Consider the following 23,418-nt stretch of genomic DNA (forward strand, 5'->3'; position numbering starts at 1 on the left):
TTGTCGTGTTTTTCGTATAAAATGCTTGCAATTTTACGAATTCTGAGTTATAATAGTTTACAGGTTTACTTTCAACTGAAATTAATCGTTATAAATATAAATTAATTCAGTTCGCGTACCGTGAGTCACAAAGACTAACAAGGAGGAAAACTATGGAAATTACAGATGTAAAGATCAGAAAGATCATGTCTGACGGCAGGCTCAGAGCGGTAGTTTCGGTAACTATCGACGATATGTTCGCAGTTCATGACATCAAGGTGGTACAGGGCGACGAGAGACTTTTCGTTGCAATGCCAAGCAGAAAGGACGAGAACGGTGTTTTCCGCGATATCGTTCACCCTATCTCGGCTTCCGCAAGAAAGCTTTTCGAGGAGACCATTCTTGAAGCATACGAGAGACAGCTTGCTGTGATCGAGGCTGAACAGCCGGGAGAGAGCGATGAAGCTGTCTGATACAGCCAGACATACAGACCTGCATCATGCAGGTCTTTTTTATTATATGCCGAGGATACGTGCAGCCTTGAGAACTGCGATCTGTGTCTTTCCGTCGCGGATAGTTCCGTCCATGACCTGCTTTACAGCTTCCGTGAGCGGTATGCGCTCAACGTCGAGAAATTCGTCGGGATCGAGGTTCTGACTGCTGAATGTCAGTCCCTTTGCGAGGTACATATAGGTCACCTCGGTGTTGTATGCAGGAGTGGGGAGCATTTCCCCGAGATAGATGTATTCGGAACAGGTATAGCCTGTTTCCTCAAGAAGCTCGCGCTTTCCGCATTCGCCGTGATCCTCGCCCTTTTCAAGCTTTCCCGCGGGAACTTCGCGGGTGACGGTCTGAAACGGATAGCGGAACTGCTTTACGAGAAATATCTCGTTGTTTTCTGTTATGGGTATCACGCATACTCCGCCGTGATGATGGAGCACGTCGCGGACAGCGGTACTGCTGTTTTCAAGCTCTGCCTTGTCGTGAGTAATGGTGAATATCGGACCTTCGTATATGAGGTCACTGGATATGGTTTTTTCCTGTAAATGCATTATCATTTCTCCTTTTTATTGAAAAGACTGTCGCAGTATATCTGTGCGGTCTTTATTTTCTGACATGATGTGTAGTCATAATAGCTGCTGAAACTGTACGGCTCGTTTTTGCCGTCTTTTCTGCGGCAAAGTATGAGATACAGCACAAGCGCTGCAGCTGCACACAGGCTTACTATTATCCCTTCCGTGAGAAAGGGCGTTCTGTAACGGAAAACTATGGTATTCTTTCCGGCGTCTGCCTTTACTGCCATAAAGCCCTCGTTAACGCGTTCGATATCAGCTTTTATGCCGTTTACCTCAGCACTCCAGCCTCTGCTGTAGGGAACGCTGAAAAAGACGAGCTGAGGCTGTTGGAGGTCGATGACCGAGCGGAAGCCATTTTCGTCGTATGAAAAGCTCTCGGCGCAGCACTGTTGCTTCTGGCGGCAGAAAAATTCATAGGTCTTGCGGTTGATGGCAGGGTAGTACTCGGGGTCGAACTCCGTGAGTATATCCTTGTATTTTTCTGCCTGTTCATCGGTGAGAACAAGTGACTTTATCATGATGACCTCGCGCTGAATAGCGCTTTTCTGCCTTGCCTCGTTCCTTGTTATATATGAATCGTAAGCCCAGCCCATAGGGACGAAGAGCTTGTTTTCGTATATCTCGAAATCAGCCGTGTCTCCGACGTATTCAAAGCCCGTGAGCTCATCGGGGATTATAACATCGCTGATATCCTCTTCCTCGGGGTCTTTGTTTGCGTGTCGCGTCTGTACGGGCGGAACTTCCGAAACAAGGCTGCTGTAGCTGTTCCCACCGGACTTTTCCTTGTAGAAGTACTTGACCGATAGCAGACCTCTCAGCCCGTAGTGGTGCAGGGATGGCCTTGAAGCAACGTCGCGTCTTATGCCGATAAAGCTGTAAAAGTCCATGATAGATGGGGTGACGACGCTATGAAAGGCTCTGATTGAGGGGAGTCCCCATATCATAGAGGCGTTTTCGGTGTTGAAGCCTGTATCTGTGCGGAAGAAGCTGCTGCTGCCGACCGCTTCGTATACCTCGTCATCATAGTCGATGAATGAGTTGATGTAGTGTTTCGCGGAGCTGACGCTGCTTGCAGAGTAGAGGGTCGTGGTGAATATACATATTATGGACGCCGCCGAGGTCACAAATACCATGAACGCGGTGCTGAGAGTACCTTTTTTCTTCCTTTGCAGTATATGATATGCACAGACGAGGAAAACTGCTGCGACTGCAATAGTCGCCCAGAAATAGGGGGTATCCTCGGGCATGGAGAAAAGCTTCGGCTTTTCGCCGTTTTCGGGCTTTCGTGGGATAATGCCCACAAGCGCGAACAACACAAGGACAGCTGCACTGACTTTAAGGCCGAAGAAGCCGTCTGAGCCTTCGTCGTCAAGGGTATGAGCGGTCATCATAGCCATTATCAGTATGGGCATATAGAACCACCGCGCGTAATAGTAGGAGTTCAGCGCCTGGAACAGGCTGTTCAGCACGGGAACGAATGCGAACAATATGCAGACCGCCGTGAGCTTTGCCGCCCAGTGCTTCTTTTTCAGCCGCATGAATGATATCACGCCCGTCATGGAGAATAATGGGAGATATCCGCCTATCGAAGCCCACAGTTCGTAGTTCTGGCTGAAAAGAATTGGATATCCGGGGGGATCGCAGGGCATGAAAAAGCTCTGTATTATGTGCGGTATGAGAGTCCTGTCGGCGTAGGATATCATTTCCGTACCGTAAAGCCTCTCGCCCAGTCGGAAATTCCCCATAAGAGCCATTGCCGAGGGCAGAAGTATGAAAGCCGCAAGGAGAGTCCCCAGTATCGCTTCGATCATCAGCGGCAGGAACCTCCGCCATGTTATGCGGAAATCAGGACTCCTGAAGCGGCAGATGCAGTAAATAACGAGAAATACTGCCTGACCTGCGAAGAAATAGTAGTTTATACACGCCATAAGCGCTGTTATAAGGGCAAAAGCGCCTCTGCGGCGGTTGTTCACGCACTCCTCCAGTGCTATGAGCATGAGTGGGAAAAATGCGGTGACGTCCTGGAAATGGTTGAAAAAGATGTTGTATATCTGAAATCCCGAGAACGAGTATAGCAGAGCTCCCGTGAGAGCGGCGTTGCTGCCGCGGACGAACCTGCGTATATAGGCGTAGGCGGTAAGGGAAGCTGTGCCGTGCTTTACGGCAAGCACCACAGGCATGGCGTGAAGCATGAGACTTCTCGGAAGAAGGGCTGTCAGCCAGAAAAACGGACTGCCGAAGAGGTAGAACGAATATGACGTCATAAAGTCGGAGCCCAGGTCTGTGAGCCAGTTCCAGCCGAACTGACCGTTTCTGACTGCCGAGTTCGCAAGGCAGTAAAATGGTATCTGCTGGGCGTTGTAGTCGCCGTAATATATGAAATACCCTTGCTCCGTCAGCATCATGGGAAGCAGCGAGAACAGCATAGTTCCGAAGCCTATGAGGAATGCTGTCAGGTATTTTTCTTTTGTACAGCCGCGCGTCATGAAGCTCCTTTTCACAGCAGTGTTCTCCTTTAAAAATAGATATACACATGAATTATACCACAAACGTCTCGGAAATGCAACAAAAAACGAATATATTTTCGATTATGGGGACATGGCGTGGGATATAGTATATAAATTATGATATATTTGTTGACTTTAATAACTAATTATGGTAAAATATAAACGGATTTTCCCCATTCCATTCAGCGTATCATGCAATATAATGTGGTATGGTGTGTTGTAACGGGCAGATCTATATTTTTCACTATTATAACAAAGAAGGAGTAAAAACTATGAAGAAACTTATCAAACGTGTTTGCAGCGCTTTAGTATCGCTTCAGCTCATTGTCTGCGCATCGGCATTGCCTTCAATTGCGGTAGGAAAAGCAGGCGGAAACCCTTATGGTATCAATGACGTTGATCCTCAGGACTCAGAGATCAAGCCTACGCTTTCACTCTCGCAGGTTAAAGGCACAGCAGATTCTGTTGTTACAGTAGAGCTTTCAGTAATCGGTGCAGATGAAAAATATTGCTATACAGACCTTCACATCAAGTATGACTCAAGACTTAAGCTTGTTTACAGAGACGATGAATACGCTGAAAAAGGACCTGCAGGAAAGAAACTCAGCTATACACAGGAAAAGGACGGAGAGTCAGGAATTCTTTTAACAACTTCCGCCGACAAAAATTCAGGCAGAGACGGTGTTCTGTGGATTATGGATTTCCAGCTCCCTTCAGATGCCAAGATGGGAGATGTATACCCTGTATGCATTAATTACAAGGAAGGCGACCATTTCACAAATTTTGAAAATGACGAAGCCGGTAAGCTTATGGAAGCATGGGTGTTCACAAACGGTATCGAGCAGGGCTGTATTACAGTAGGCAACGAGCCTGAGGATAAGCAGGAGACTACTACAACTACTGCTAAGATCACAACGACAACTACCACAACCACAACAACTACTACCACAGCAGCAACCACTACAACAACTGTAACGAAAAAGGTCGTGCAGCCGCAGCTTTCGCTTTCAAAGGTAAAGGCATCTGAAAAAGGCGGCGCTATTGTGTCAGTTGACCTCAGTGTCAGCGGAGCAGACAAAGAATATGCAAATACTTGTCTGTTCGTAAAGTATGATGAAAGACTTAAGCTTGTAAACGGAGAGGCTAAAAAAGGTCCTGCAGCTGAGGAGCTTGAAGCAGGTCAGGCACAGTTTTCGGATCCTGAAAACCAGATATGCCTTGTTACAGCAGGCAGAGGCAATGATGGAAGAGACGGAGTTCTGTGGACATTTGATTTCCAAGTTCCCTATGACGTTAAGGACGGAGACATATTTGATGTAGAGTTCGTTATTGATGATGGTTGTATTTTCCAGAACCGCGATATGAATGAAGACGGAGAAGAAATGGAGACCTGGGCAAAAGAACATGCTGAGAACGGTTATATCGAGATCTCTGACGAGATCGAAATTGAAGGTCCTGTTTACTCTTTGGGCGATATAAACGGCGACGGTATAATAAACGTAAGCGACGCTGTACTGGTATTTGCTGTAATGATAAATCCCGGAAGATTTTCCGAAGAGCAGAAGCTTGCTGCTGATATAAATGGGGACGGCAGAGTAAACATTGTAGATTATGTTTTGATACTCTTGCAGATCTAATGACACTCATTTACGCTGCATTGCGTAGATTCTGAACGTTTTTACTGTAAATAGGATTTTTTATGCGGAATGCTCCCTATTTAAGGGAGCATTTTTGTCATTTCACGGCAGTTGCATTTTCTCAGCATATGTGTTATAATTAAAAGAATGCTTATGACAAAGGAATGGATAACGGAAATGGAAGTTTACCTTGACAATGCGGCGACCACCAAGCCCTGCGCGGAAGCTGTTGCGGCGGCTGTGGAAGCAATGACCGAAAAATACGGCAATCCCTCCTCGCTCCACCGTGCGGGACTGAATGCACAGCTCCTCGTTGATGACGCGAGAAAAGCAATAGCTTCGGCGATAGGTGCGGAAAGCGATAATATATGCTTCACCTCGGGAGCTACCGAGAGCAATAACCTTGCCCTCCGCGGAGCTTCGGCTGCTTACGGCAGGAAAAGGAAAAAGATAGTTATATCGGCTGTGGAGCACGCTTCTGTTGAGGAAACTGCCGCAGACCTGGAGAAAAACGGCTTCGTTGCGGTGAGAGTTCCTCCCCGTGAGGACGGACGGTATTACGCGGCGGACTTTGTCAATGCCTGCGACGATGATACCTGCCTTATCAGCATGATGTACGTGAATAACGAAACGGGATATATCCTGCCTGTAAAGGAGACTTTTTCTGCGGTAAAACGCAGATTTCCTGGTATAATCACCCATACTGACTGCGTTCAGGCTTTTATGAAGCTGCCTGTCAGGGCTAATGCACTCTGTGCGGACCTTATCTCCCTCAGCGGTCATAAGATACACGGCGGCAAGGGCGTGGGAGCTCTTTACATCAAAAAGGGAGTCCGCGTACTTCCTGTAGTTACGGGGGGCAAGCAGGAAAAGGGCATACGCTCGGGTACTGAGAGCGTTCCCATGATAGCGGCTTTCGGAGCGGCTGTGAAAAAGCTTGTCCCGACTATCGCTGAGCGCTATGAAAAAGTGGCCGGACTGAAAGCGTATCTGCTGGATAAACTCGGCGGAATCGAGGGCGTTGCGGTAAATTCTCCCGAGGACGGCTCGCCCTATGTGGTGAATATCTCGGCAGTGGGCAAGCGCTCGGAGATAATGCTCCACTTCCTTGAAAGCAAGGAGATATACGTTTCAAGTGGTTCTGCCTGTTCAAAGGGACAGCAGAGCGGAGTTCTCGGACAGTTCGGCATACGTGACAAGCGGGCGGACAGCGCTCTGCGTATCAGCATGACCGCGGAGACTACCGAGGAGGAGCTTGACCTCTTCTGCGAGGCTCTCTGCGAGGGCATGGAAAAGGTGAGAGGATAACAGTTTACATATATAATAGTATAGGAGAACAGCTATGAAAGAACTGATACTTGTAAAATACGGTGAAATGGCACTGAAAGGTCTCAACAAGAAGACCTTTGAGGATATGCTCATAAAGAACATAAAGCGCAGACTGAAGCCCCTCGGTCATTTTCAGATGACCAGCGCTCAGTCTACAACATATATAACTCCTCTTGACGAGGACATCGACCTCAACGAGGCAGCCGACAGAGTGGGCAAGATATTCGGTATAGCCACCTACTGCCGCGCCTGCGTATGCGAGAAGGACTTCGAGGACATATGCAACAAGAGCTATGAGTATCTTGAAGATGTGCTCAGCTGTGCAAAGACATTCAAGGTCAATGCAAAGCGCTCCGACAAGGCATTCCCGATGAAGTCTCCCGAGATATGCATGGAGCTTGGCGGAAAGCTCCTCGAGAAGTTTCCGCATCTGACCGTTGATGTCAAGAACCCCGAAGTCACGGTAACTGTTGAGATACGCGACGAGAACGCTTTCGTTCACGCCGAGAACATCAAGGGAGCAGGCGGACTTCCCGTTGGAAGCAGCGGAAAGGCTATGCTTCTCCTTTCAGGGGGTATTGACAGCCCCGTGGCAGGCTACATGATGGCAAAGCGCGGTATCCACATCGCCGCTATCCACTATGTGAGCCCTCCCTATACATCCGACCGCGCACAGCTCAAGGTGGAGCAGCTCTGTCAGAAGCTGACGGACTACTGCGGCGGCATCGCATTCTACTGCGTACCCTTTACCGAGCTTCAGGAGGCTATCAAGGACCACTGCCCCGAGGAATTCTTTACTATTATAATGAGAAGGCTCATGATGGAGATAGCTCAGCGCATCGCCGAAAAGGACAACTGTCTTGCACTTATCACAGGCGAGAGCGTGGGACAGGTGGCAAGTCAGACGATGGCGGCTATGGTCTGCACCGACGCAGCCTGCCGTATACCCGTGTTCCGTCCCTGCGTGGGCATGGACAAGACCGAGATAATCGAAATCGCACGTAAAATAGATACATTCGACACATCAGTGCTCCCGTATGAGGACTGCTGTACCGTATTCACTCCCCGTCACCCGAAGGTAAGACCTGTGCTCAGTGATGTGGAAAAAGCTCAGAACAGCTTTGATTTTGAGCCGCTCATACAGAAAGCTGTCGAGGGAACTGTTATGAAGACCTTTAATTACGGAGATTAATTTTAAGTTTTTCACAAATTAATCACATCATTTTTGTGAGATATTAACTAAAGCAAGGACGGCGATTTAGTGGTAAGCGTTAAATTTTCTGAAACTGATACCGATAAACTTGACAAAACAGTAGAAAATGTTGTAAAATTATTAGAACGAAAAAGTCTGACCATTGCTACAGCGGAGAGCTGTACGGGAGGACTTCTTTCAGAGCTTATAACATCAGTATCGGGCGCGTCTGCGGTATTCGAGCTTGGGATATGTACTTATTCCGAGCGAATCAAGACCGAATTTCTGGGAGTTCCTGCCGAAACGATTCGGGCTTTCGGCGTAGTGAGCGAACAGACGGCATTGAGTATGGTCAGAGGGCTGAAACAGCGCTCAGGAGCAGACGTGTGCGTTTCCGTGACGGGTATTGCAGGTCCATCGGGCGGAACTGCTGATACTCCCGTGGGAACGGTCTATATCGGTTTCGATATTTGCGGCAGGGAATTTGTAAAACTTCCGGAGCTATGTAAGCTCAGCGACATGAGCAGGGCGAATATCAGAAAATGCGCCGCTGCTTATGCCTTTGAAATCGTCGAAAAAATGCTGATGGAGGAGATTACAGACTGATGAGCGACAAGTTCAATGAAGAAAGCTCAGAGGCTCAGCGCAGAGCTGAAAAAATAAAAGCGATCAGAAGGTCGATACACAGTGAAGCGGAAGTCGCTCCTACGACCTATGATAATAAAAACGAAACAGAACGCACGGAGAGCATATCCGACCGCATAATGAGAGCCAAGGAAAAGAAAATGGCTACAGCGGCGGACATACTTGAAGAGCTTGACGCTGCTATCGCTTACGAAAAGGCAGCGGCTGCAAAAATGGCTGAAGAAGCTGCCAGAGTTGCGGAGAAGGCTGCCGAAAGCGCTTCACCTGATATATCCGATCTGCTTGACGGACTTGAGACACCCGCACATGAGGAACTCAAGGAGATAGCGGAGGAGATCGCAGGCGACTTTACAGAAGTTGCCGATACGGTCACTGATAAGGTGGAGGATTTCACAGAGGTCTCCCACGAGGCAGAAGAAGAGGAAATAGACCTTGAAGAGGTATTTTCCGTAAAGCCTGAAGCTGATGAAGAACCCACAAGGGTCATGTCAAGCGAGGCTGTCATGAAAGCGGCAAAAGAAGAAGGCGTTCAGCATACAGACAGTGAGGCTGCTGCCGCAACGGCTGGTCCTGCCGAAAGCATACTGAAGGCGGAACACGGTACACATCAGGCGCAGCACAGGGAGTTTGCTCCCGAAAATGCCGGAAATGCGGCGGAAGAAGCCGTATTACCCGAAAAAAAGAAGAAACACAAGAAGAAAAAGAAGAAAAAAAGCTTCAAACAGCGGCTTATCGACCTTGTTCCCCATAAGGGCGACGGCGTCGGTGAGTGCATAAGAAAGATCGTATTCCTCTGCTCGATAATTGCCATAGTTGTCTGCGGATACATGGTTGGCGATTACTACTATGACCTGTGGTCAAGCAGGAACAAGACCGAGAAGATCATGGAGATATACGATACTGCGACTGAAAAGAAAAAGCCTCCCGTACAGAAGAAAGAGGAAGATAAAAGGAAGAAGTATACTCTCCTCGAGGGCGCGCGCAAGCTCCTTGAGATAAATCCCGATATCGTCGGAGTAATAAGCATACCCGACACTCTTCTCAACAATCCTGTTTTGCAGGCGGAGGACAATAAAAAGTACCTCAATACGAAGTACGACCTTACTGAGAATATCGCGGGCGAGATCTTCCTCGATTACAGAAACCACTTTGACGAGGTGGACGAGGAAGGCTATCTTAAATGCCCGAATTCGGACAATCTTATCCTTTACGGACACAATATGTACGATGATCAGTTGTTCGGATCACTTAAATACTATGTCAGAAATGAGGCGTATTACGGACTTCACCCCGTTATAAACCTCAGCTCTAATTACGAGAATTATCAGTACAAGATATTTGCATTTTTCATACTTGACGCCGACGATGAGACCGATACACGATTTGACTGCTGGAACGATCTCGACTTTGACAGCGAGGACGATTTCTACAATTTCGTCAACGAGGCAAAGAGAAGAACTATCCGCACCAACGATGTAGACGTAAAGTACGGCGATCCGCTGCTTACACTTTCCACCTGCAACAGCTATCTCCCCGATGAACGTGCCCGTCTTATAATACTTGCAAGACTGGTAAGAGAGGGCGAGGATCCGATGAAGGGTACTCAGGACAGTCAGCCGAACCCCAATATCAAGTGGCCGACGCTGTTCTACGCTGATCACCCCAACGAACATTACGATCCTGATGCAGAATTTGTACCCTACGGCCCCAAGGAAGGAAAGTGATAAGCCATGAGCAAAGCTATTAAGATCATTTCAGCCTGCGCTGCCTGTGCAGCGGCGGTAGGTCTCGGAACTGCGGCTGTATTGCTGAACAAGGACAGGAAAGCTGCTCCTACTCCAAGCGTCGTACAAACCACCGCAGCTGTTACCGAGCCTGTTGCAGACCTGCCTGAGAAGCTGTCGGATAAGTACAGCTATGTTCCGTCGGAAACCGGCGTGAGCGAAAGGACAAAGTCTCTCAAGAGGCTCAATAAGGATATCATGGGATATATCAAGATCGACGGTACCCAGGTGGATTATCCGTTTGTGCATGATCCCGGCGAGGTACCTGCAAACGATCCGTACTATGGACCCGACGCATGGCCGCCCAATATGTTCTATCTTGAAAAGGACCTTTTCAGACAGTACTACGACAGGGGAACGCTCTATGCAGATTACAGGGACGTCTTCGGCAGCAACGATCTTGAACACTCCGAGAACCTGGTCATCTACGGTCACAGCTGGTATGACGGAACGATGATGGGTTCACTGAGAAAATACCGTGCAGGCTTTGATTTCTATAATCAGTACCCGTTTATAAAGGTCAGCTCCAATTACAGGGACTATGATTACGTTATATTCGCTTACCTTGTAACGAGCGGCACCTACGACGCTACGGATTTCCACTACTGGAATATGGAAGAGCTCGACAGCGAGGAGGAGTTCAACTTCTACATCGACTGCTGCAAGCGTTCGTGGGGCATTGACACGGGAATAGATGTTAAATACGGCGATAAACTGCTGACGCTCTCCACCTGCTATGCAGACTGGGACAATTCGAGGTTCCTTGTTGTGGCAAGAAGGCTGAGAGAGGGGGAGGTCGCAGGAGACCTCAATTCCATTCAGCATACGGAAGCCTTTATGCAGGCACAGAAGGAGGCAGCTGAAAAAGCCGCTGCCGAACAGCCTCAGCAGCAGTAAGCGCCTTACTATATAATAAAAGGAGATCGTTATGAAGGTACAGACAATGCTTAAAAGAGCAGCAGCTGTCACTTCGGGAGCATTGGTGCTCTCGGCTTCTACGGGTATAGTAATTGCGGAAGACGGCACAATTGCAGCGGAAAATACTTCCGCCGTGACCGAAACCGCTGTAAGCGATACCACATCCAGATTAACGGAAGCCGTTACCGAAGCCCTTGCAGAAAACGAGGACGAGGAACAGAACAAACCCGTTGACTGGGAAAAAGCTGACATCAGCGATTACGATTCCAGCCTTACACTTATAAGCTACGAGCTCGCTACCCCCGAAATGGCAAAGGTGGGCGAGCCTGTTGACCCATATGCAGGGCTTTCCGAGGAAGAGCGCAAGGCTCTCGAGGAAGCTGTTGCAAAGAAGAAGAATGCACTCAGAAAGGCTACGCCCACTCTGTCAAAGAATGCGGCGGTAAGCCGTACAAAAACACCTACTGCGGTGGAGCTCGTTACTTCGGGAGCAACTGTGGGAGATATACCATCCTCGCAGCCTGACCCGAACCTCGAAGCAAAGCCCGGACAGTTCGCATTCGTTACATACGGCTGGGGACACGGAGTGGGAATGAGCCAGAACGGCGCTAATTTCTATGCTGCCTATGCAGGCTGGACATATCAGGATATCCTGTACCACTACTACCCCGGAACCGAACTTATGAACACAGGCGAGACAGACGAGGAAGAGCTCACCATAGCTCATAAGCCTGCAGGCGATACCCTCAAGGTAGTCTCCGAGATAGTGAACCGCGAGGTTGGCGGAAGCTTCTCCTATGAAGCTATCAAGGCACAGGCAGTTGCCGTATATACTTATCTTAAATATAACCACGACGATTCCAGTGACCTGAGAGGCAAGGAAGACCCTCCGCAGATAGTCATCGACGCCTGCAACGAGGTTCTCGGCGAAGCGCTTTTCTATGACGGCAATTATGCCCTGACAGTATTCTCCGCTTCAAGCGGCGGCTGCTCGGCAAACTGCTACGAGGTATTCTATGCGGATTATCCTTACCTGAGAAGCGTGCCCAGCGATTACGACGCGGCGTTTGATCCGCATTGGGGAACAGTTACGTATATGGAAGCTGATACAGTAAAGAAAAAGCTTGAATCAGCATATCATATAACTCTTTCCGACGATCCTGACAACTGGATCCAGCCTGTTTATTCCGAGCAGACGGGATACGTTACGGAAGTCAGCATCGACGGACAGAAAACCATAAAGGGATATCCCTTCTCTATGATGATGGGACTTAAATCCTCCAAATTCAATCTTACATATACAAATGATTGATAAACGGCTTTGAGCCGGTACAAGTATTACAGAACAAAAGAAATAAGTCTTTGGATAGATGAGAGGCACAGCCTTAGTGTATCCGGAGGCTTATTTCTCCTTTTGGGTGATGAAAGGTGAAGCCGAGAGGTGAAAAAAACCTTAAAAATACTCGAAAAGGTGAAAAAAGGTGAAAACTTAGCAAAATAAATTAACAATAGCAAAAACGTTTGTTCTGCTTTTGGTTAAACTTTGAACAAAATCCACAAAATATCGCGGATTATCGCGTTAACTCTTGTAAAAAACTCCATCTTGACCTTGACTCTGAATAATGGTAAAATATGTTTAGGGTGAAAAAAGGTGATTGGAAGTGAAATTTTCCAAATTAGGGTGAATCAGTCCTAAGAGTTTGCAAGAAAGCGAGGCGAAGTTCTATGTCAGATCTGTTGTGCGGTACTTATTATCCAAGCATAGATCAGAAGGGCCGTATGAGCTTCCCGACAAAGCTGCGCGAAATACTCGGACCGGAGTTCTTTCTCTGTCAGGGACATGATGACGCCTATATCGCCGTATACTCGCCAGAGGCATTTCAGGAATACTGCGAGACTCTTAATTCCATACCCGGCAAGAAGGGAAGCGACATAAGACGTAAGCTTCTTGCAGGTGCTGATAAGCAGGTCCCCGATAAGCAGGGACGTATCTTTATCACACAGCAGCTCAGAGATCATGCAGGGATAACCGACGAGGTAGTCGTTATCGGTGCAAACAGAAGAGCTGAGATATGGAACAAGTCCAGATGGGAAGAATTCAACAGCAATATCTCGCAGGACGAGATCAACGATGTGCTTGCTGATCTGGTTCTGTGATACAGACGTTTTTGCCTTTATGTCCGGTACACACCGGAACTAAGGAGAGAAATATCTAATGGAATTCAGCCACATACCTGTAATGTTAGAGGAATGCATGGACGGGCTTGACATACGTCCCGACGGTATCTATGTTGACGGTACCGCAGGAGGCGCAGGCCACTCCTCTGCAATCGCTGCCCGGCTCAGTGAAAAGGGCAGACTTATCGCTCTTGACAGAGATCCTGACGCGGTCGCTGCTGCGACGGAACGTCTTTCTGTCTATCCCAATGCAAGGGTGTATCACAGGAATTATTCCGAGATAAGAGCAGTCCTCGATGAACTTGATATAGAATACGTCGACGGTATCCTCATGGATCTTGGCGTATCTTCATTCCAGCTCGACGAGGGAAGCAGAGGTTTCTCGTACCACTCCGACGCTCCGCTTGATATGAGAATGAGCAAGGAGGGCATGAGTGCAGCCGATGTTGTGAATACCTATTCCGAATCCGAGCTTGCAAGGATAATATTCGAGTACGGGGAAGAAAAATTCTCCAGAAGAATTGCCTCGAATATAGTCAGCGCAAGAGAGGCTTCGCCGATAGAAACAACATTGCAGCTCGCAGATATAATCAGGGACAGCGTTCCGCAGAAGGCGAGAAGAGAAAAGAACCCTTGTAAAAAGACCTTTCAGGCAATAAGGATAGCGGTCAACGGAGAATTTGAGCACCTTGAAAAAGGTCTCGAGGACGCATTCTTCAGTCTGAGAGCAGGGGGACGCCTTGCAGTTATAACCTTCCATTCCTTAGAGGACAGGATAGTAAAGAAAAAGTTCGCGGAATGGTGCAGAGGCTGTGTCTGTCCTCCCGATTTTCCCCAGTGTGTATGCGGACGCAAGCCGCAGGGAAATCTTGTGAACAGAAAGCCCTTAGAGGCAAAAGAACAAGAACTTGAAAGAAACAACAGAAGCAGAAGCGCAAAGCTCAGAATAATAGAAAGGAGTGCGGAAAGCAATGGCTGAAAACACTGTACGCTATTATTATACGGACGAAAGCTATGACGACGCCGAGCGGGACGAGACAACCGGAAACGGCGATGTTGTGCGCGATGACGCTGAGCGTAAGCAGGAGATACGTATGACAAAGAATGAAGCCCGAAGCGGTTCATTGATGATGATAATTTTCGTATCTGTCTTAGCTGCCGCACTGCTCGGTTCGGTGATCTATTCGCTTGACAGACGCAATACCATGTACAATAAGGTGTTCGCTCTGAACGAGAAGCTCGATAGCGCCGCAGCCGAAAATGTTAGACTCCAGTCTGAACTTGAAGGTAAGGTATCGGCAAAGAGTATAGAGGAATATGCAGCCTCACTCGGAATGGAGAAGATAAACCCTTCCCAGATAAATTACATTAAGATACAGACAGGCGATGTCGTAACTATTCCCGAACAGGAAAAGGGCCTGATAGCGAAAATAAAGTCCTTTTTCGACAAGTGTGTGGAATATTTCAGAGGGTAGTACCAATATAAATATAAACAGACGGACTGCCCCGTATAAAATGAATACTATCGGCAACCTGAAAAATATATAACTGCCGAAGTCATATGTAGAACAAGGAGATACAGCGGGTGATCAATTAAGGAATGGCAGTTCCCGGGCTCTGGGCGTGAATTAAAGGGCTCGGGAACGGCGGTTCCGCGCTTGAATAGCGATAAATCCTTCGTCGTATCAAAAGAAAAGGACATCCGGAAAGAAAAATAAGATGTTCAGAGGCGGGGCACACAAACACCCTGCCTTTATTTATTTTTACAGATATTCAGTCAATCACGGAAGGAAGAATTTTCAGTGATAAATACAAATCCGTCAAATGCAATGCGGTTCAGGACCAAATTTGTGATGACAGCTGTGTTCAGCGTTCTTTTTACGGCAGTTGCCGCAAATTTCTTCAAGATATCGGTGCTTGAGAACAAGTCGTATCAGGAAAAAGCGAACGATCAGCATTTTGCCTCTATGTCCATAACGGCGCACAGAGGCTCTATATATGATACAAACGGAGTCGCTCTTGCCAAGAGCGCCACTGTGTACACGGTCTTTGTTGACCCCAAGCAGTTCAAGGAGGACAAGGAAAGACTTTCAAAGCTCATCGAAAAGCGCAACCTTGACAAGGCAAACGGTACCTACGAGCCGAAGTACGACGAGGAAGGCAAGGAGATAGACGCTCTCCCTGCCTCTATAGATGAGGTGGTCGACAGCGCTACCGAATTTATCTCCGTAAAGCTTGAGATACCACAGAGAAAATTCAGGGACGCCATCGAAAAGGAAGGACAGTACGTAAAGCTCAAGGACAAGGTGGAAAAGGGCACAGTTGACGAGATATACAGCTATTTCGAGGATCTGGGCTTCGTTTCCATAGGCTATGACGAGGATACAAAGCGCTATTATCCTCAGCAGGACCTTGCGGCGACTGTTGTCGGCTACACAAACGGAAACGTTTCCTACGGAATAGAGGCTTCATACGACGAATACCTCTCGGGTATCGACGGAAGAACTATCTCTGCAAAGGACTCCCACGGAAACGCTCTCCCTTACAAGTACTCAAAGACCTATGATCCTAAGGACGGCTCTGACGTGTACCTCACTATCGACAGAGAGATACAGTATATCCTCGAAAAGTACCTTAAAGAGATGTCCGACGACCATTATATCAAGAACCGTGCCTGTGCCATACTAATGAACCCGAAAACAGGAGCTGTAATGGGAATGGCAACGTATCCGGGCTTTGACCTCAATAATCCGGGCGAGCTGAATACGGATATGCTCCTCGAGAAGATATATGCGGAAGAAAATGACTACAATCCTACAGAAAAGGAAAAGGAGGAGTACGAATCCGAGGCTCTCGAAAGACAGAAGAGGAATAAATGCATAAGCGAGCGTTACGAGCCCGGTTCGGTATTCAAGGTTATAACTGCTGCTGCAACTCTTGAGGAAAAGACCATAGATACCGAAGAATGGTCACATTATTGCAGCGGTGTTGAGATACTCAAGGACGGCGACAGTGACTTCCCTATACACTGTCATGAGAGATACACAGGTCACGGCGTTGTGGGCTTCCAGGACGCACTCACCAAATCCTGCAACCCTGCGTTCATGGAACTTGGAAAGATACTCGGTATCGAGAGATTCCACAATTATTTCGAATCTTTCGGTTTCCTTGAAAAAACAGGCATAGACCTTCCTTATGAGGTAGTAGGAGATATACCGCCTGTTACCGAAACAGACGGCAGAGCCGCCATGACGCATATCGACCTTGCATACTCCTCATTCGGACAGTGCGAGACCGTTACTCCTATAGAGCTCATAACAGCGTGCAGCGCCGTTATCAACGGTGGATACCTGCTGAAGCCCTATGTGGTCGACAGAGTAGTTGACGGCGACGGAAATATAGTCCTCAACAACGAGCGTACCGTAAGACGTCAGGTGATATCCGAGGATACCTCCGCAAAAATGCGTCAGGCTCTTGAAACGGTAGTCAATGACAACAAAACGGGAAACGCATACATAAAGGGTTACGCTATAGGCGGAAAATCAGGAACCTCCGAGCGCCGAAGCGAAAGGGAGGTAATGCGTAACCTTTATGACAATAACGATACCGAGGGAACAGGCATGGAGTACGGAGCTTCGTATATGTGCTTTGCCCCTGCGGACGATCCCGAGCTCATACTTCTTGTTCTCGGCGATATGCCTTATGCAGGCGATCAGCAGTACTACGGAAGCAGCGTTGCAAAGCCGTGCGCTGTGAGCATTCTTGAAGAGATACTCCCGTACCTCAGCATAAGTCCTGAGTACAATGAGGAGGAACGTCAGAACCTTGACATCAGAGTTCCGATCCTTACTGGTTCAAGCATTGACGACGCGATAAAGCAGCTTGACGAAAAGGGCATAAAGCACAAGGAGTTCGGCAACGGTATCGAAGTCGTTGAGCAGTCACCGATGACGGGCAAGACAATGGCCAAGGACGGCTGCGTATACCTTTATACCGAAAAGCTCAGCGAAAGCGAGAAAATGGTACAGGTACCTTATCTTATCGGAGTTTCACCTCAGGTGGCGAATGAGTCGCTGAGCGTATACGACCTTAACTATGTGGCAAAGGGCGTTCTCAGCGCACAGGACGGATCGGCTGTAAAGAAGCAGACTCCCGAGGGCGGCAGCTATGTTCCGAGAGGAACAGTGGTAGAACTCGAATTTGAGACTGAAAAGTTTACTGACTGATGTATAAATAAGGAAAAATACAGAGAAAACTATAAAGAAAGAGAAACAGAAAGACAGGAGGCAGACAAAATGAAATTAAGTGATCTTATCGAAAATAACGCTGTTACGGCTATCGGCGATACCGAGATAAGCTCTGTGACAGATGATACGCGCAAGGTGACTGAGGGAAGCCTCTTTGTCTGCGTAAAGGGCGGAAGCTTTGACGGACATACGGCGGCTGCGGAAATGCTTGAAAAGGGAGCTGCTGCAGTAGTCTGCGAGCGTGATCTCGGGCTTGGCGACAGGCAGATACTTACCGATAATTCGAGAAAACTCTACGGGCAGATATGCTCCGCATGGTTCGGACATCCCGAGAGAAAAATGAAGATGATAGGCGTAACAGGCACCAACGGCAAGACCACCATCACCAACGTCATCAAGCATATCCTCATGAAAAACGGTCACAAAACAGGACTTGTGGGAACTATACAGAACGAGATCGGCGACGAGGTGCTCCACACTGACAATACAACGCCTATGGCATACGATTTCATGGCTCTGCTGGCGAAAATGGCAGAGGCAGGCTGCGAGTACGTTGTCATGGAGGTCTCCTCCTTCGGTCTGTGCCAGTACAGGATAGGCTCCTCATATTTTGATGTGGCGGTATTTACCAACCTCACACAGGATCACCTTGATTACCACAAGGACATGGAGGACTATTATCAGGCAAAGAGAATGCTGTTTGACATCTGCGACTGTGCCGTGATAAATATCGACGACGATTACGGAAAGCGCCTCTTCGGCGAGGTCAGCTGTAAGCGATACGGCTTCAGCGTAAAGGAGAATGCGGATATCTATGCAGACGGCATAAAGATAAAGTCCACAGGCTCGAGTTTCTGGTTCTGCCGCGACGGCAAGTCTCACCTTATAAAGACGAGAATGCCGGGACTTTTCAATGTTTCCAATATCACAGCGGCTATAGCCGCCTGCCTTGAAGAGGGGCTCACTATCGAGAGCATCATACCTGCCATAGAGGGTTACAACGGAGTTAAGGGACGCTGTGAGATAATCCCCACAGGCCGTGATTTTACAGTAATATGCGACTACGCCCACACTCCCGACGCCGTTGAGAACATACTCAGGAGCGTAAAGGAGTACACTGAAAACGACCTTATCTGCCTTTTCGGCTGCGGCGGAAACCGCGACTCGGCAAAGCGCCCGAAAATGGCAAGGGCTGCTGCGAAATACGCCGACAAGCTCATAGTTACCTCGGATAATCCGCGAAATGAAAAGCCCGAAGCCATTATTGACGATATTCTGGCAGGACTTGACGGAATGTCCGTGAACTACGACGTTGTTGTGGACAGAAGAGAAGCTATATATCATGCCTTGAAAATTGCTGAGAAAGGTGATATAATAGTACTTGCGGGCAAGGGTCATGAGGATTATCAGATCCTTGCAGGCATGGAGCATATCCATTTCGACGAGCGGGAGGTCGTTGCAGACGGACTGAAACTGCTTGATCAATAAGAAAAACTGGAGTTGTTAGAAAAAAATGTCAATATCTTTCTGGATAATCAATATTGTAACGGTACTTTTATCCTTTGTGATAGCAGGAGTTTCGGGCATATTCCTTGTGCCCTTCCTCCACAGGATAAAGTTCGGTCAGCCTATCAAGACTGAGGACGGCCCCAAATGGCACGCTAAGAAACAGGGAACTCCCACAATGGGCGGTTTCATGTTCATAATCTCGACTATCATATCGGCTATAGCGGGCTACTGGCTGTTCAGGCTCAAAATAGGCGTCGATACAACCAATAAGGAGAGCTTCAATGCGTTCTACCGTATGCTGAGCTGTATAATCTATGCCGCTTCATTCGGTATCATCGGCTTTATCGACGACTTTACAAAGATAGCAAGAAAGAAGAATGACGGACTCAGCCCTTGGCAGAAGATAGCACTGCAGCTTCTGTTCTCAGTGGGCTTCCTCTTTGCGATAAGGAGCTTCGGCGACAAGTCCACAAAGATAGACTTAGGCTTCTGGACCAGCCCGTCCCTTGGCATTTTCTATTATATATTAATGATGGCCCTGATAATTTACCTCACAAATGCGGTAAATCTCACAGACGGAGTTGACGGCCTGTGCGGCTCGGTAACATTTGTGGCAATGCTCACATTCACGGTGGCGAGCTCGATCGTGGGCGAGTACGAGATGACCTGCCTTACAATGGCTCTTGCAGGCGGCTGTCTCGGATTCCTCCTCTGGAACCTCAACCCTGCAAAGTGCTTCATGGGCGATACGGGCTCCATGTTCCTCGGCGCAGCCGTAACGGGCATAGGACTTGTTCTCCACAAGCATCTGCTCCTTATCCTTGTAGCAATGGTCTATATCCTCGAAGCTCTTTCCGTAATGATACAGGTGCTCTACTTCAAGCACACCAAGAAGAAGTACGGCGAGGGCAGACGTATATTCAAGATGACTCCTATACACCACCACTTTGAGATGAGCGGCTTCAGCGAGTACAAGATAGTGATAACATTTTCGCTGGTCGGCATTATTTTCGGAGTTTTGGGAATAATTACACTGCTGGCATTCTGATACGGCAAATCCACGGACCATAAGGAGAAAAAATGGCTTCAAGCAAAAAAAATACAAAAAAGCGGCTTGCAATACCGAATCCCTTTTCGGGCGGCAGGCGGGGAGACCTCAGTCTTTCGTTCTTTGCTTATGTTATGATACTGCTTGTAGTGGGCATCGTAATGATGTCCTCCGCAAGCTATGCGTGGGCGTACAGCGAGCACGGCGGCGACGGTCTTTATTATGCGAAAAATCAGGCGAAACACGCTGTTATCGGCTTTATCGCCATGATTTTTTTTATGAAGATGGACTATCACAACTTCAAGAACATAAAGCTGCCCATACTCAAGAAGCTGAATATAGCAAGCTTCCTGTATTTCGGCGGAATAGTTCTGCTCGTTGCTGTACTTCTCATCGGTAACGACGAGGGCGGCTCGATGGGCGCGAGAAGATGGATAGATATCGGACCTCTCAATTTACAGCCATCAGAGGTGGCTAAGCTTGCACTGATAATTTTCTTTGCCTACAGCATGGAGCGCGACGGCAAGAAAATGAACACATTCAGGACGGGAATAGTTAAATATGCCCTTATCCTCGGCGTATATCTCGGACTTATCGTCCTTGAGAAGCATATTTCGGGCTGTATACTCCTGGGAACTATAGCAGTTGCTATGATACTGTGCGGAGGCGTCAACAAGAAGCATTTCCTCGGTCTCGGTGCAGCGGCTATCGGTATCGCCATAGCGTACATCTCATGGCAGGCGCAGATCCCGGGAAGCTATGTAAGCAAGCGTATCCATGCATGGAAAATGCCATTTGAGGATAAGCTTGGCGATTCATGGCAGACGGGAAACTCCCTCATCGCTATCGGTTCGGGCGGACTTTTCGGACTCGGTCTCGGAAACTCCCGTCAGAAGTACCTCTATCTTCCGGAAACGAAGAACGACTTCGTATTCCCCATAGTATGCGAGGAGCTCGGCTTTGCAGGAGCTCTTGCCATAATAATCGTATTCTTCCTCCTCGTAGTTGAGGGCTATTCCATAGCTGTCCGCTGCAAGGACCGCTTCGGTATGCTCATAGCAGTAGGCATAACCACTCAGATAGGCATACAGACGGTGCTGAACCTTGCCGTTGTAAGCAATCTCGTACCGAATACAGGTATCAGCCTGCCGTTTTTCAGCTACGGTGGAACGGCGCTTATAATGCAGCTTGCGGAAATGGGAATAATGCTGAATATATCCCAGCAGAGATACTATCCCGACGAAAAGGCGAAGGCGGTCGGGAAAAAGAGAACGGGGCGCAGCGTGAAAAAGGCTGAGCCAAAAGGAGCATGAGTATGAAAGTGCTTATCGCGTGCGGCGGAACGGGCGGACATATCAACCCGGGTCTCGCCATTGCGGATATCATAAAAAAGAAGTACCCCGACGCCGAGTTCCTTTTTGCAGGGACTCCCAGGGGAATGGAGTCAAAGCTTGTCCCAAAGGCAGGCTATAAACTGGAGACTATCAAGGTCGCAGGCTTTCAGCGAAAGATATCCCTTGAGAATATCGGCAGAAATGCAAAGGCTCTTGCCTATCTTGTCACATCGGGCAGGAGAGCGAAGCAGATAATCGGGGAATTTAAGCCCGATATCGCCATAGGAACAGGCGGCTATGCGGCAGGACCTGTAATACGCAAGGCTGCAAGAATGGGTATCCCCACGGCTATCCACGAACAGAACGCTTATCCGGGTGTTACGAACAAGCTTCTCTCAAAGGAAGTTGACTATGTCATGCTCACTGTCAAGGAAGCCCTTGACTTCATGGACAAGAGCAAGTTCGAGTACAGCGTTACAGGACTTCCCGTAAGGAGCAATATCAATACCATGAGCCGTGAGGAAGCACGTAAGAAGCTGGGCTTCGACGACAGCTTCACAATACTTTCATTCGGCGGAAGTCTCGGCGCAGGCTGTATAAACGACACAATGACAGAGGTCATAAAGTGGCACACAGGAAAAGGACTTGCAATAAACCATATCCACGGCTACGGCGGCATGGGAAAGGAGACCTTCCCCCAGGCTATGAAAGCCGCAGGTATACCGCTCAAGTCCGAAAGACTGAGGATAACCGAGTATATAAACGATATGGACGTATGTCTTGCGGCGGCAGACCTTGTTATCTGCCGTTCGGGAGCCTCCACCCTTGCCGAGCTTGAAGCGGCTGGAAAGGCTTCCATACTTATCCCGTCGCCTATAGTTGCGGGGAACCACCAGTATCACAATGCAATGGTGCTCGGCAATGCAGGAGCGGCAGTTGTTATCGAGCAGAAGGACGTTACCAACGAACGCATGATAGCCGAGATCGAGAAGCTCTACGGTGATCCGGCAAGGGTAAAGACAATGTCCGGAAGCGCTGCTAAGCTCCACCTTTCGGACACAAACGACCGCATACTCGAGGTCATCGACAAGCTCATTGCAAAGGCGGAAAAATGAACATTAAAAATACAGTTCCGGTAAACGGTACAGAGCTCAATGTCTATACAGAGGGAAACGGCGCTATTACCATAGTATTTATGGCAGGCAACGGCGTGACCTGTCCCGTGCTTGAATACAAGCCTGTTTACAGGAGAATGTCCGTGAAATACCGTATCGCGGTGATCGAAAAGGCAGGCTACGGCTTCAGCGGCAGCGCGACAACTCCGCGTACTGTTGAAAATCTCGTTTCCGAGGACAGAGAAGCCCTTCGCATGGCAGGGATCGAACCTCCCTACGTGCTCGCTGCTCATTCCTATTCGGGATTTGAGGCTGTATACTGGGCGAATACATATCCCGACGAGGTAAAAGCCGTTCTCAGCATGGATATGGGCGTACCCGATATGGCAGTATCGCAGGCTGAGGAAATCGGTGAGGAAAAGCGCCGCGGCATGGTGAAAAAGCAGGCCGGGCTCATGGAAAAGGTGGCAAAGGGCGGATTCATTACCAGGCTGCTGAAAAACAGGCTTGAAAATGTATCGGGACTTCTCAGCGGCAGCGTGCTTACCGATGACGAGAAGAAGATATACCGCGAATTATTCTATAAAAACATCGCACACGGCGAATTTACGGACGAAGGTCTGCTTATGACGGAAAATGCGCGTAAGGCGCAGAGCACGGGACTCCTGAAATGTCCCTGCTGCTTTTTCATCAGCGACATGAAAACTCCCGCGAAAAAGGTCTCATGGCGTCAGGCGGGCGTTGATTATGCAGGAAGGTGCGGCGGAGAAGTTCATCTGTCCGACAAAGGACACATGATGTACGCCGTTATTCCCGACGAGATGTCGGGAACGTTTGACAGCTTCCTGACAAGACATAATATATCACAGGAGTAACAGCAATACCGCTTACAGCATACAATACATAAAAATGCTGTGGGG

19 protein-coding genes are annotated in these 23,418 nt (G+C 48.4%); 17 read left to right on the forward strand and 2 right to left on the reverse strand.

Annotation, left to right across the window (positions count from 1 at the left end):
- The first annotated feature begins 152 nt into the window (after window positions 1-152).
- Window positions 153-452, forward strand: a complete 300-nt coding sequence (gene spoVG / locus IKW96_RS13790; protein ID WP_296576140.1) for a septation regulator SpoVG — start codon at window positions 153-155, stop codon at window positions 450-452.
- 42 nt (window positions 453-494) lie between these two features.
- Here spoVG and IKW96_RS13795 read toward each other — a convergent pair whose 3' ends face one another.
- Both IKW96_RS13795 and IKW96_RS13800 read right to left on the reverse strand, forming a co-directional pair.
- Window positions 495-1,031, reverse strand: coding sequence for an NUDIX hydrolase (locus tag IKW96_RS13795; protein WP_296576144.1), 537 nt, complete (start codon window positions 1,029-1,031; stop codon window positions 495-497).
- Between the two features lie 2 nt (window positions 1,032-1,033).
- Window positions 1,034-3,556 (reverse strand): YfhO family protein, encoded by a 2,523-nt coding sequence (locus IKW96_RS13800; RefSeq protein WP_296576147.1) that lies wholly within the window; start codon window positions 3,554-3,556, stop codon window positions 1,034-1,036.
- Between the two features lie 278 nt (window positions 3,557-3,834).
- Here IKW96_RS13800 and IKW96_RS13805 point away from each other — a divergent pair, with 278 nt between their 5' ends.
- The 16 genes from IKW96_RS13805 (at window position 3,835) to IKW96_RS13880 (ending at window position 23,373) form a co-directional block, all read left to right on the forward strand.
- Window positions 3,835-5,199 (forward strand): dockerin type I domain-containing protein, encoded by a 1,365-nt coding sequence (locus IKW96_RS13805; protein ID WP_296576149.1) that lies wholly within the window; start codon window positions 3,835-3,837, stop codon window positions 5,197-5,199.
- A gap of 153 nt (window positions 5,200-5,352) precedes the next feature.
- Window positions 5,353-6,507, forward strand: a complete 1,155-nt coding sequence (locus IKW96_RS13810) for a cysteine desulfurase family protein (protein WP_296576154.1) — start codon at window positions 5,353-5,355, stop codon at window positions 6,505-6,507.
- Between the two features lie 34 nt (window positions 6,508-6,541).
- Complete coding sequence (gene thiI / locus IKW96_RS13815; RefSeq protein ID WP_296576156.1) at window positions 6,542-7,720, forward strand: tRNA uracil 4-sulfurtransferase ThiI; 1,179 nt, start codon at window positions 6,542-6,544, stop codon at window positions 7,718-7,720.
- A 69-nt stretch (window positions 7,721-7,789) separates the two neighbouring features.
- Complete coding sequence (locus tag IKW96_RS13820) at window positions 7,790-8,326, forward strand: CinA family protein (RefSeq protein ID WP_296576158.1); 537 nt, start codon at window positions 7,790-7,792, stop codon at window positions 8,324-8,326.
- Entirely contained in the window at window positions 8,326-10,089 is a 1,764-nt protein-coding gene (gene srtB, locus IKW96_RS13825; RefSeq protein WP_296576162.1) for a class B sortase, read from the forward strand. Before IKW96_RS13820 ends, srtB begins: the two co-directional genes overlap by 1 nt.
- Before the next feature lie 6 nt (window positions 10,090-10,095).
- Window positions 10,096-11,046 carry a class B sortase gene (locus IKW96_RS13830; RefSeq protein WP_296576167.1) on the forward strand — a complete coding sequence of 317 codons (951 nt, stop codon included), beginning with the start codon at window positions 10,096-10,098 and terminating at the stop codon, window positions 11,044-11,046.
- 31 nt (window positions 11,047-11,077) lie between these two features.
- Window positions 11,078-12,379, forward strand: a complete 1,302-nt coding sequence (locus IKW96_RS13835) for a SpoIID/LytB domain-containing protein (RefSeq protein WP_296576173.1) — start codon at window positions 11,078-11,080, stop codon at window positions 12,377-12,379.
- A gap of 413 nt (window positions 12,380-12,792) precedes the next feature.
- Entirely contained in the window at window positions 12,793-13,224 is a 432-nt protein-coding gene (locus IKW96_RS13840) for a division/cell wall cluster transcriptional repressor MraZ (protein WP_296576177.1), read from the forward strand.
- 58 nt (window positions 13,225-13,282) lie between these two features.
- On the forward strand, window positions 13,283-14,224 hold the full coding sequence (gene rsmH, locus IKW96_RS13845; RefSeq protein ID WP_296576180.1) for a 16S rRNA (cytosine(1402)-N(4))-methyltransferase RsmH: 942 nt from the start codon (window positions 13,283-13,285) through the stop codon (window positions 14,222-14,224).
- Window positions 14,217-14,720 carry a hypothetical protein gene (locus tag IKW96_RS13850; RefSeq protein ID WP_296576183.1) on the forward strand — a complete coding sequence of 168 codons (504 nt, stop codon included), beginning with the start codon at window positions 14,217-14,219 and terminating at the stop codon, window positions 14,718-14,720. The genes rsmH and IKW96_RS13850 overlap by 8 nt, the downstream gene beginning before the upstream one ends.
- Window positions 14,721-15,047: 327 nt before the next feature.
- Window positions 15,048-17,471 (forward strand): penicillin-binding transpeptidase domain-containing protein, encoded by a 2,424-nt coding sequence (locus tag IKW96_RS13855; RefSeq protein ID WP_296576186.1) that lies wholly within the window; start codon window positions 15,048-15,050, stop codon window positions 17,469-17,471.
- 69 nt (window positions 17,472-17,540) lie between these two features.
- On the forward strand, window positions 17,541-18,980 hold the full coding sequence (locus IKW96_RS13860; protein WP_296576189.1) for a UDP-N-acetylmuramoyl-L-alanyl-D-glutamate--2,6-diaminopimelate ligase: 1,440 nt from the start codon (window positions 17,541-17,543) through the stop codon (window positions 18,978-18,980).
- A gap of 25 nt (window positions 18,981-19,005) precedes the next feature.
- Window positions 19,006-20,049, forward strand: a complete 1,044-nt coding sequence (gene mraY, locus IKW96_RS13865) for a phospho-N-acetylmuramoyl-pentapeptide-transferase (RefSeq protein WP_296576193.1) — start codon at window positions 19,006-19,008, stop codon at window positions 20,047-20,049.
- Between the two features lie 32 nt (window positions 20,050-20,081).
- Window positions 20,082-21,362, forward strand: a complete 1,281-nt coding sequence (locus tag IKW96_RS13870) for an FtsW/RodA/SpoVE family cell cycle protein (protein WP_296576196.1) — start codon at window positions 20,082-20,084, stop codon at window positions 21,360-21,362.
- A 2-nt stretch (window positions 21,363-21,364) separates the two neighbouring features.
- Entirely contained in the window at window positions 21,365-22,498 is a 1,134-nt protein-coding gene (gene murG, locus IKW96_RS13875; RefSeq protein ID WP_296576200.1) for an undecaprenyldiphospho-muramoylpentapeptide beta-N-acetylglucosaminyltransferase, read from the forward strand.
- The gene (locus IKW96_RS13880; RefSeq protein ID WP_296576203.1) at window positions 22,495-23,373 is read left to right on the forward strand and encodes an alpha/beta hydrolase; all 879 of its coding nucleotides are present in this window, start codon (window positions 22,495-22,497) and stop codon (window positions 23,371-23,373) included. The genes murG and IKW96_RS13880 overlap by 4 nt, the downstream gene beginning before the upstream one ends.
- The last annotated feature ends 45 nt before the right edge of the window (window positions 23,374-23,418 follow it).

The organism is Ruminococcus sp., assembly GCF_017549005.1.
Lineage (GTDB): Bacteria > Bacillota > Clostridia > Oscillospirales > Ruminococcaceae > Ruminococcus.

Coding starts and splice junctions, on each gene's coding strand:
- spoVG (WP_296576140.1), top strand. CDS start 153: ATGGAAATTACAGATGTAAAGATCAGAAAGATCATGTCTGACGGCAGG.
- IKW96_RS13795 (WP_296576144.1), bottom strand. CDS start 1,031: ATGCATTTACAGGAAAAAACCATATCCAGTGACCTCATATACGAAGGT.
- IKW96_RS13805 (WP_296576149.1), top strand. CDS start 3,835: ATGAAGAAACTTATCAAACGTGTTTGCAGCGCTTTAGTATCGCTTCAG.
- IKW96_RS13810 (WP_296576154.1), top strand. CDS start 5,353: ATGACAAAGGAATGGATAACGGAAATGGAAGTTTACCTTGACAATGCG.
- thiI (WP_296576156.1), top strand. CDS start 6,542: ATGAAAGAACTGATACTTGTAAAATACGGTGAAATGGCACTGAAAGGT.
- srtB (WP_296576162.1), top strand. CDS start 8,326: ATGAGCGACAAGTTCAATGAAGAAAGCTCAGAGGCTCAGCGCAGAGCT.
- IKW96_RS13830 (WP_296576167.1), top strand. CDS start 10,096: ATGAGCAAAGCTATTAAGATCATTTCAGCCTGCGCTGCCTGTGCAGCG.
- IKW96_RS13835 (WP_296576173.1), top strand. CDS start 11,078: ATGAAGGTACAGACAATGCTTAAAAGAGCAGCAGCTGTCACTTCGGGA.
- IKW96_RS13840 (WP_296576177.1), top strand. CDS start 12,793: ATGTCAGATCTGTTGTGCGGTACTTATTATCCAAGCATAGATCAGAAG.
- rsmH (WP_296576180.1), top strand. CDS start 13,283: ATGGAATTCAGCCACATACCTGTAATGTTAGAGGAATGCATGGACGGG.
- IKW96_RS13850 (WP_296576183.1), top strand. CDS start 14,217: ATGGCTGAAAACACTGTACGCTATTATTATACGGACGAAAGCTATGAC.
- IKW96_RS13860 (WP_296576189.1), top strand. CDS start 17,541: ATGAAATTAAGTGATCTTATCGAAAATAACGCTGTTACGGCTATCGGC.
- mraY (WP_296576193.1), top strand. CDS start 19,006: ATGTCAATATCTTTCTGGATAATCAATATTGTAACGGTACTTTTATCC.
- IKW96_RS13870 (WP_296576196.1), top strand. CDS start 20,082: ATGGCTTCAAGCAAAAAAAATACAAAAAAGCGGCTTGCAATACCGAAT.
- murG (WP_296576200.1), top strand. CDS start 21,365: ATGAAAGTGCTTATCGCGTGCGGCGGAACGGGCGGACATATCAACCCG.
- IKW96_RS13880 (WP_296576203.1), top strand. CDS start 22,495: ATGAACATTAAAAATACAGTTCCGGTAAACGGTACAGAGCTCAATGTC.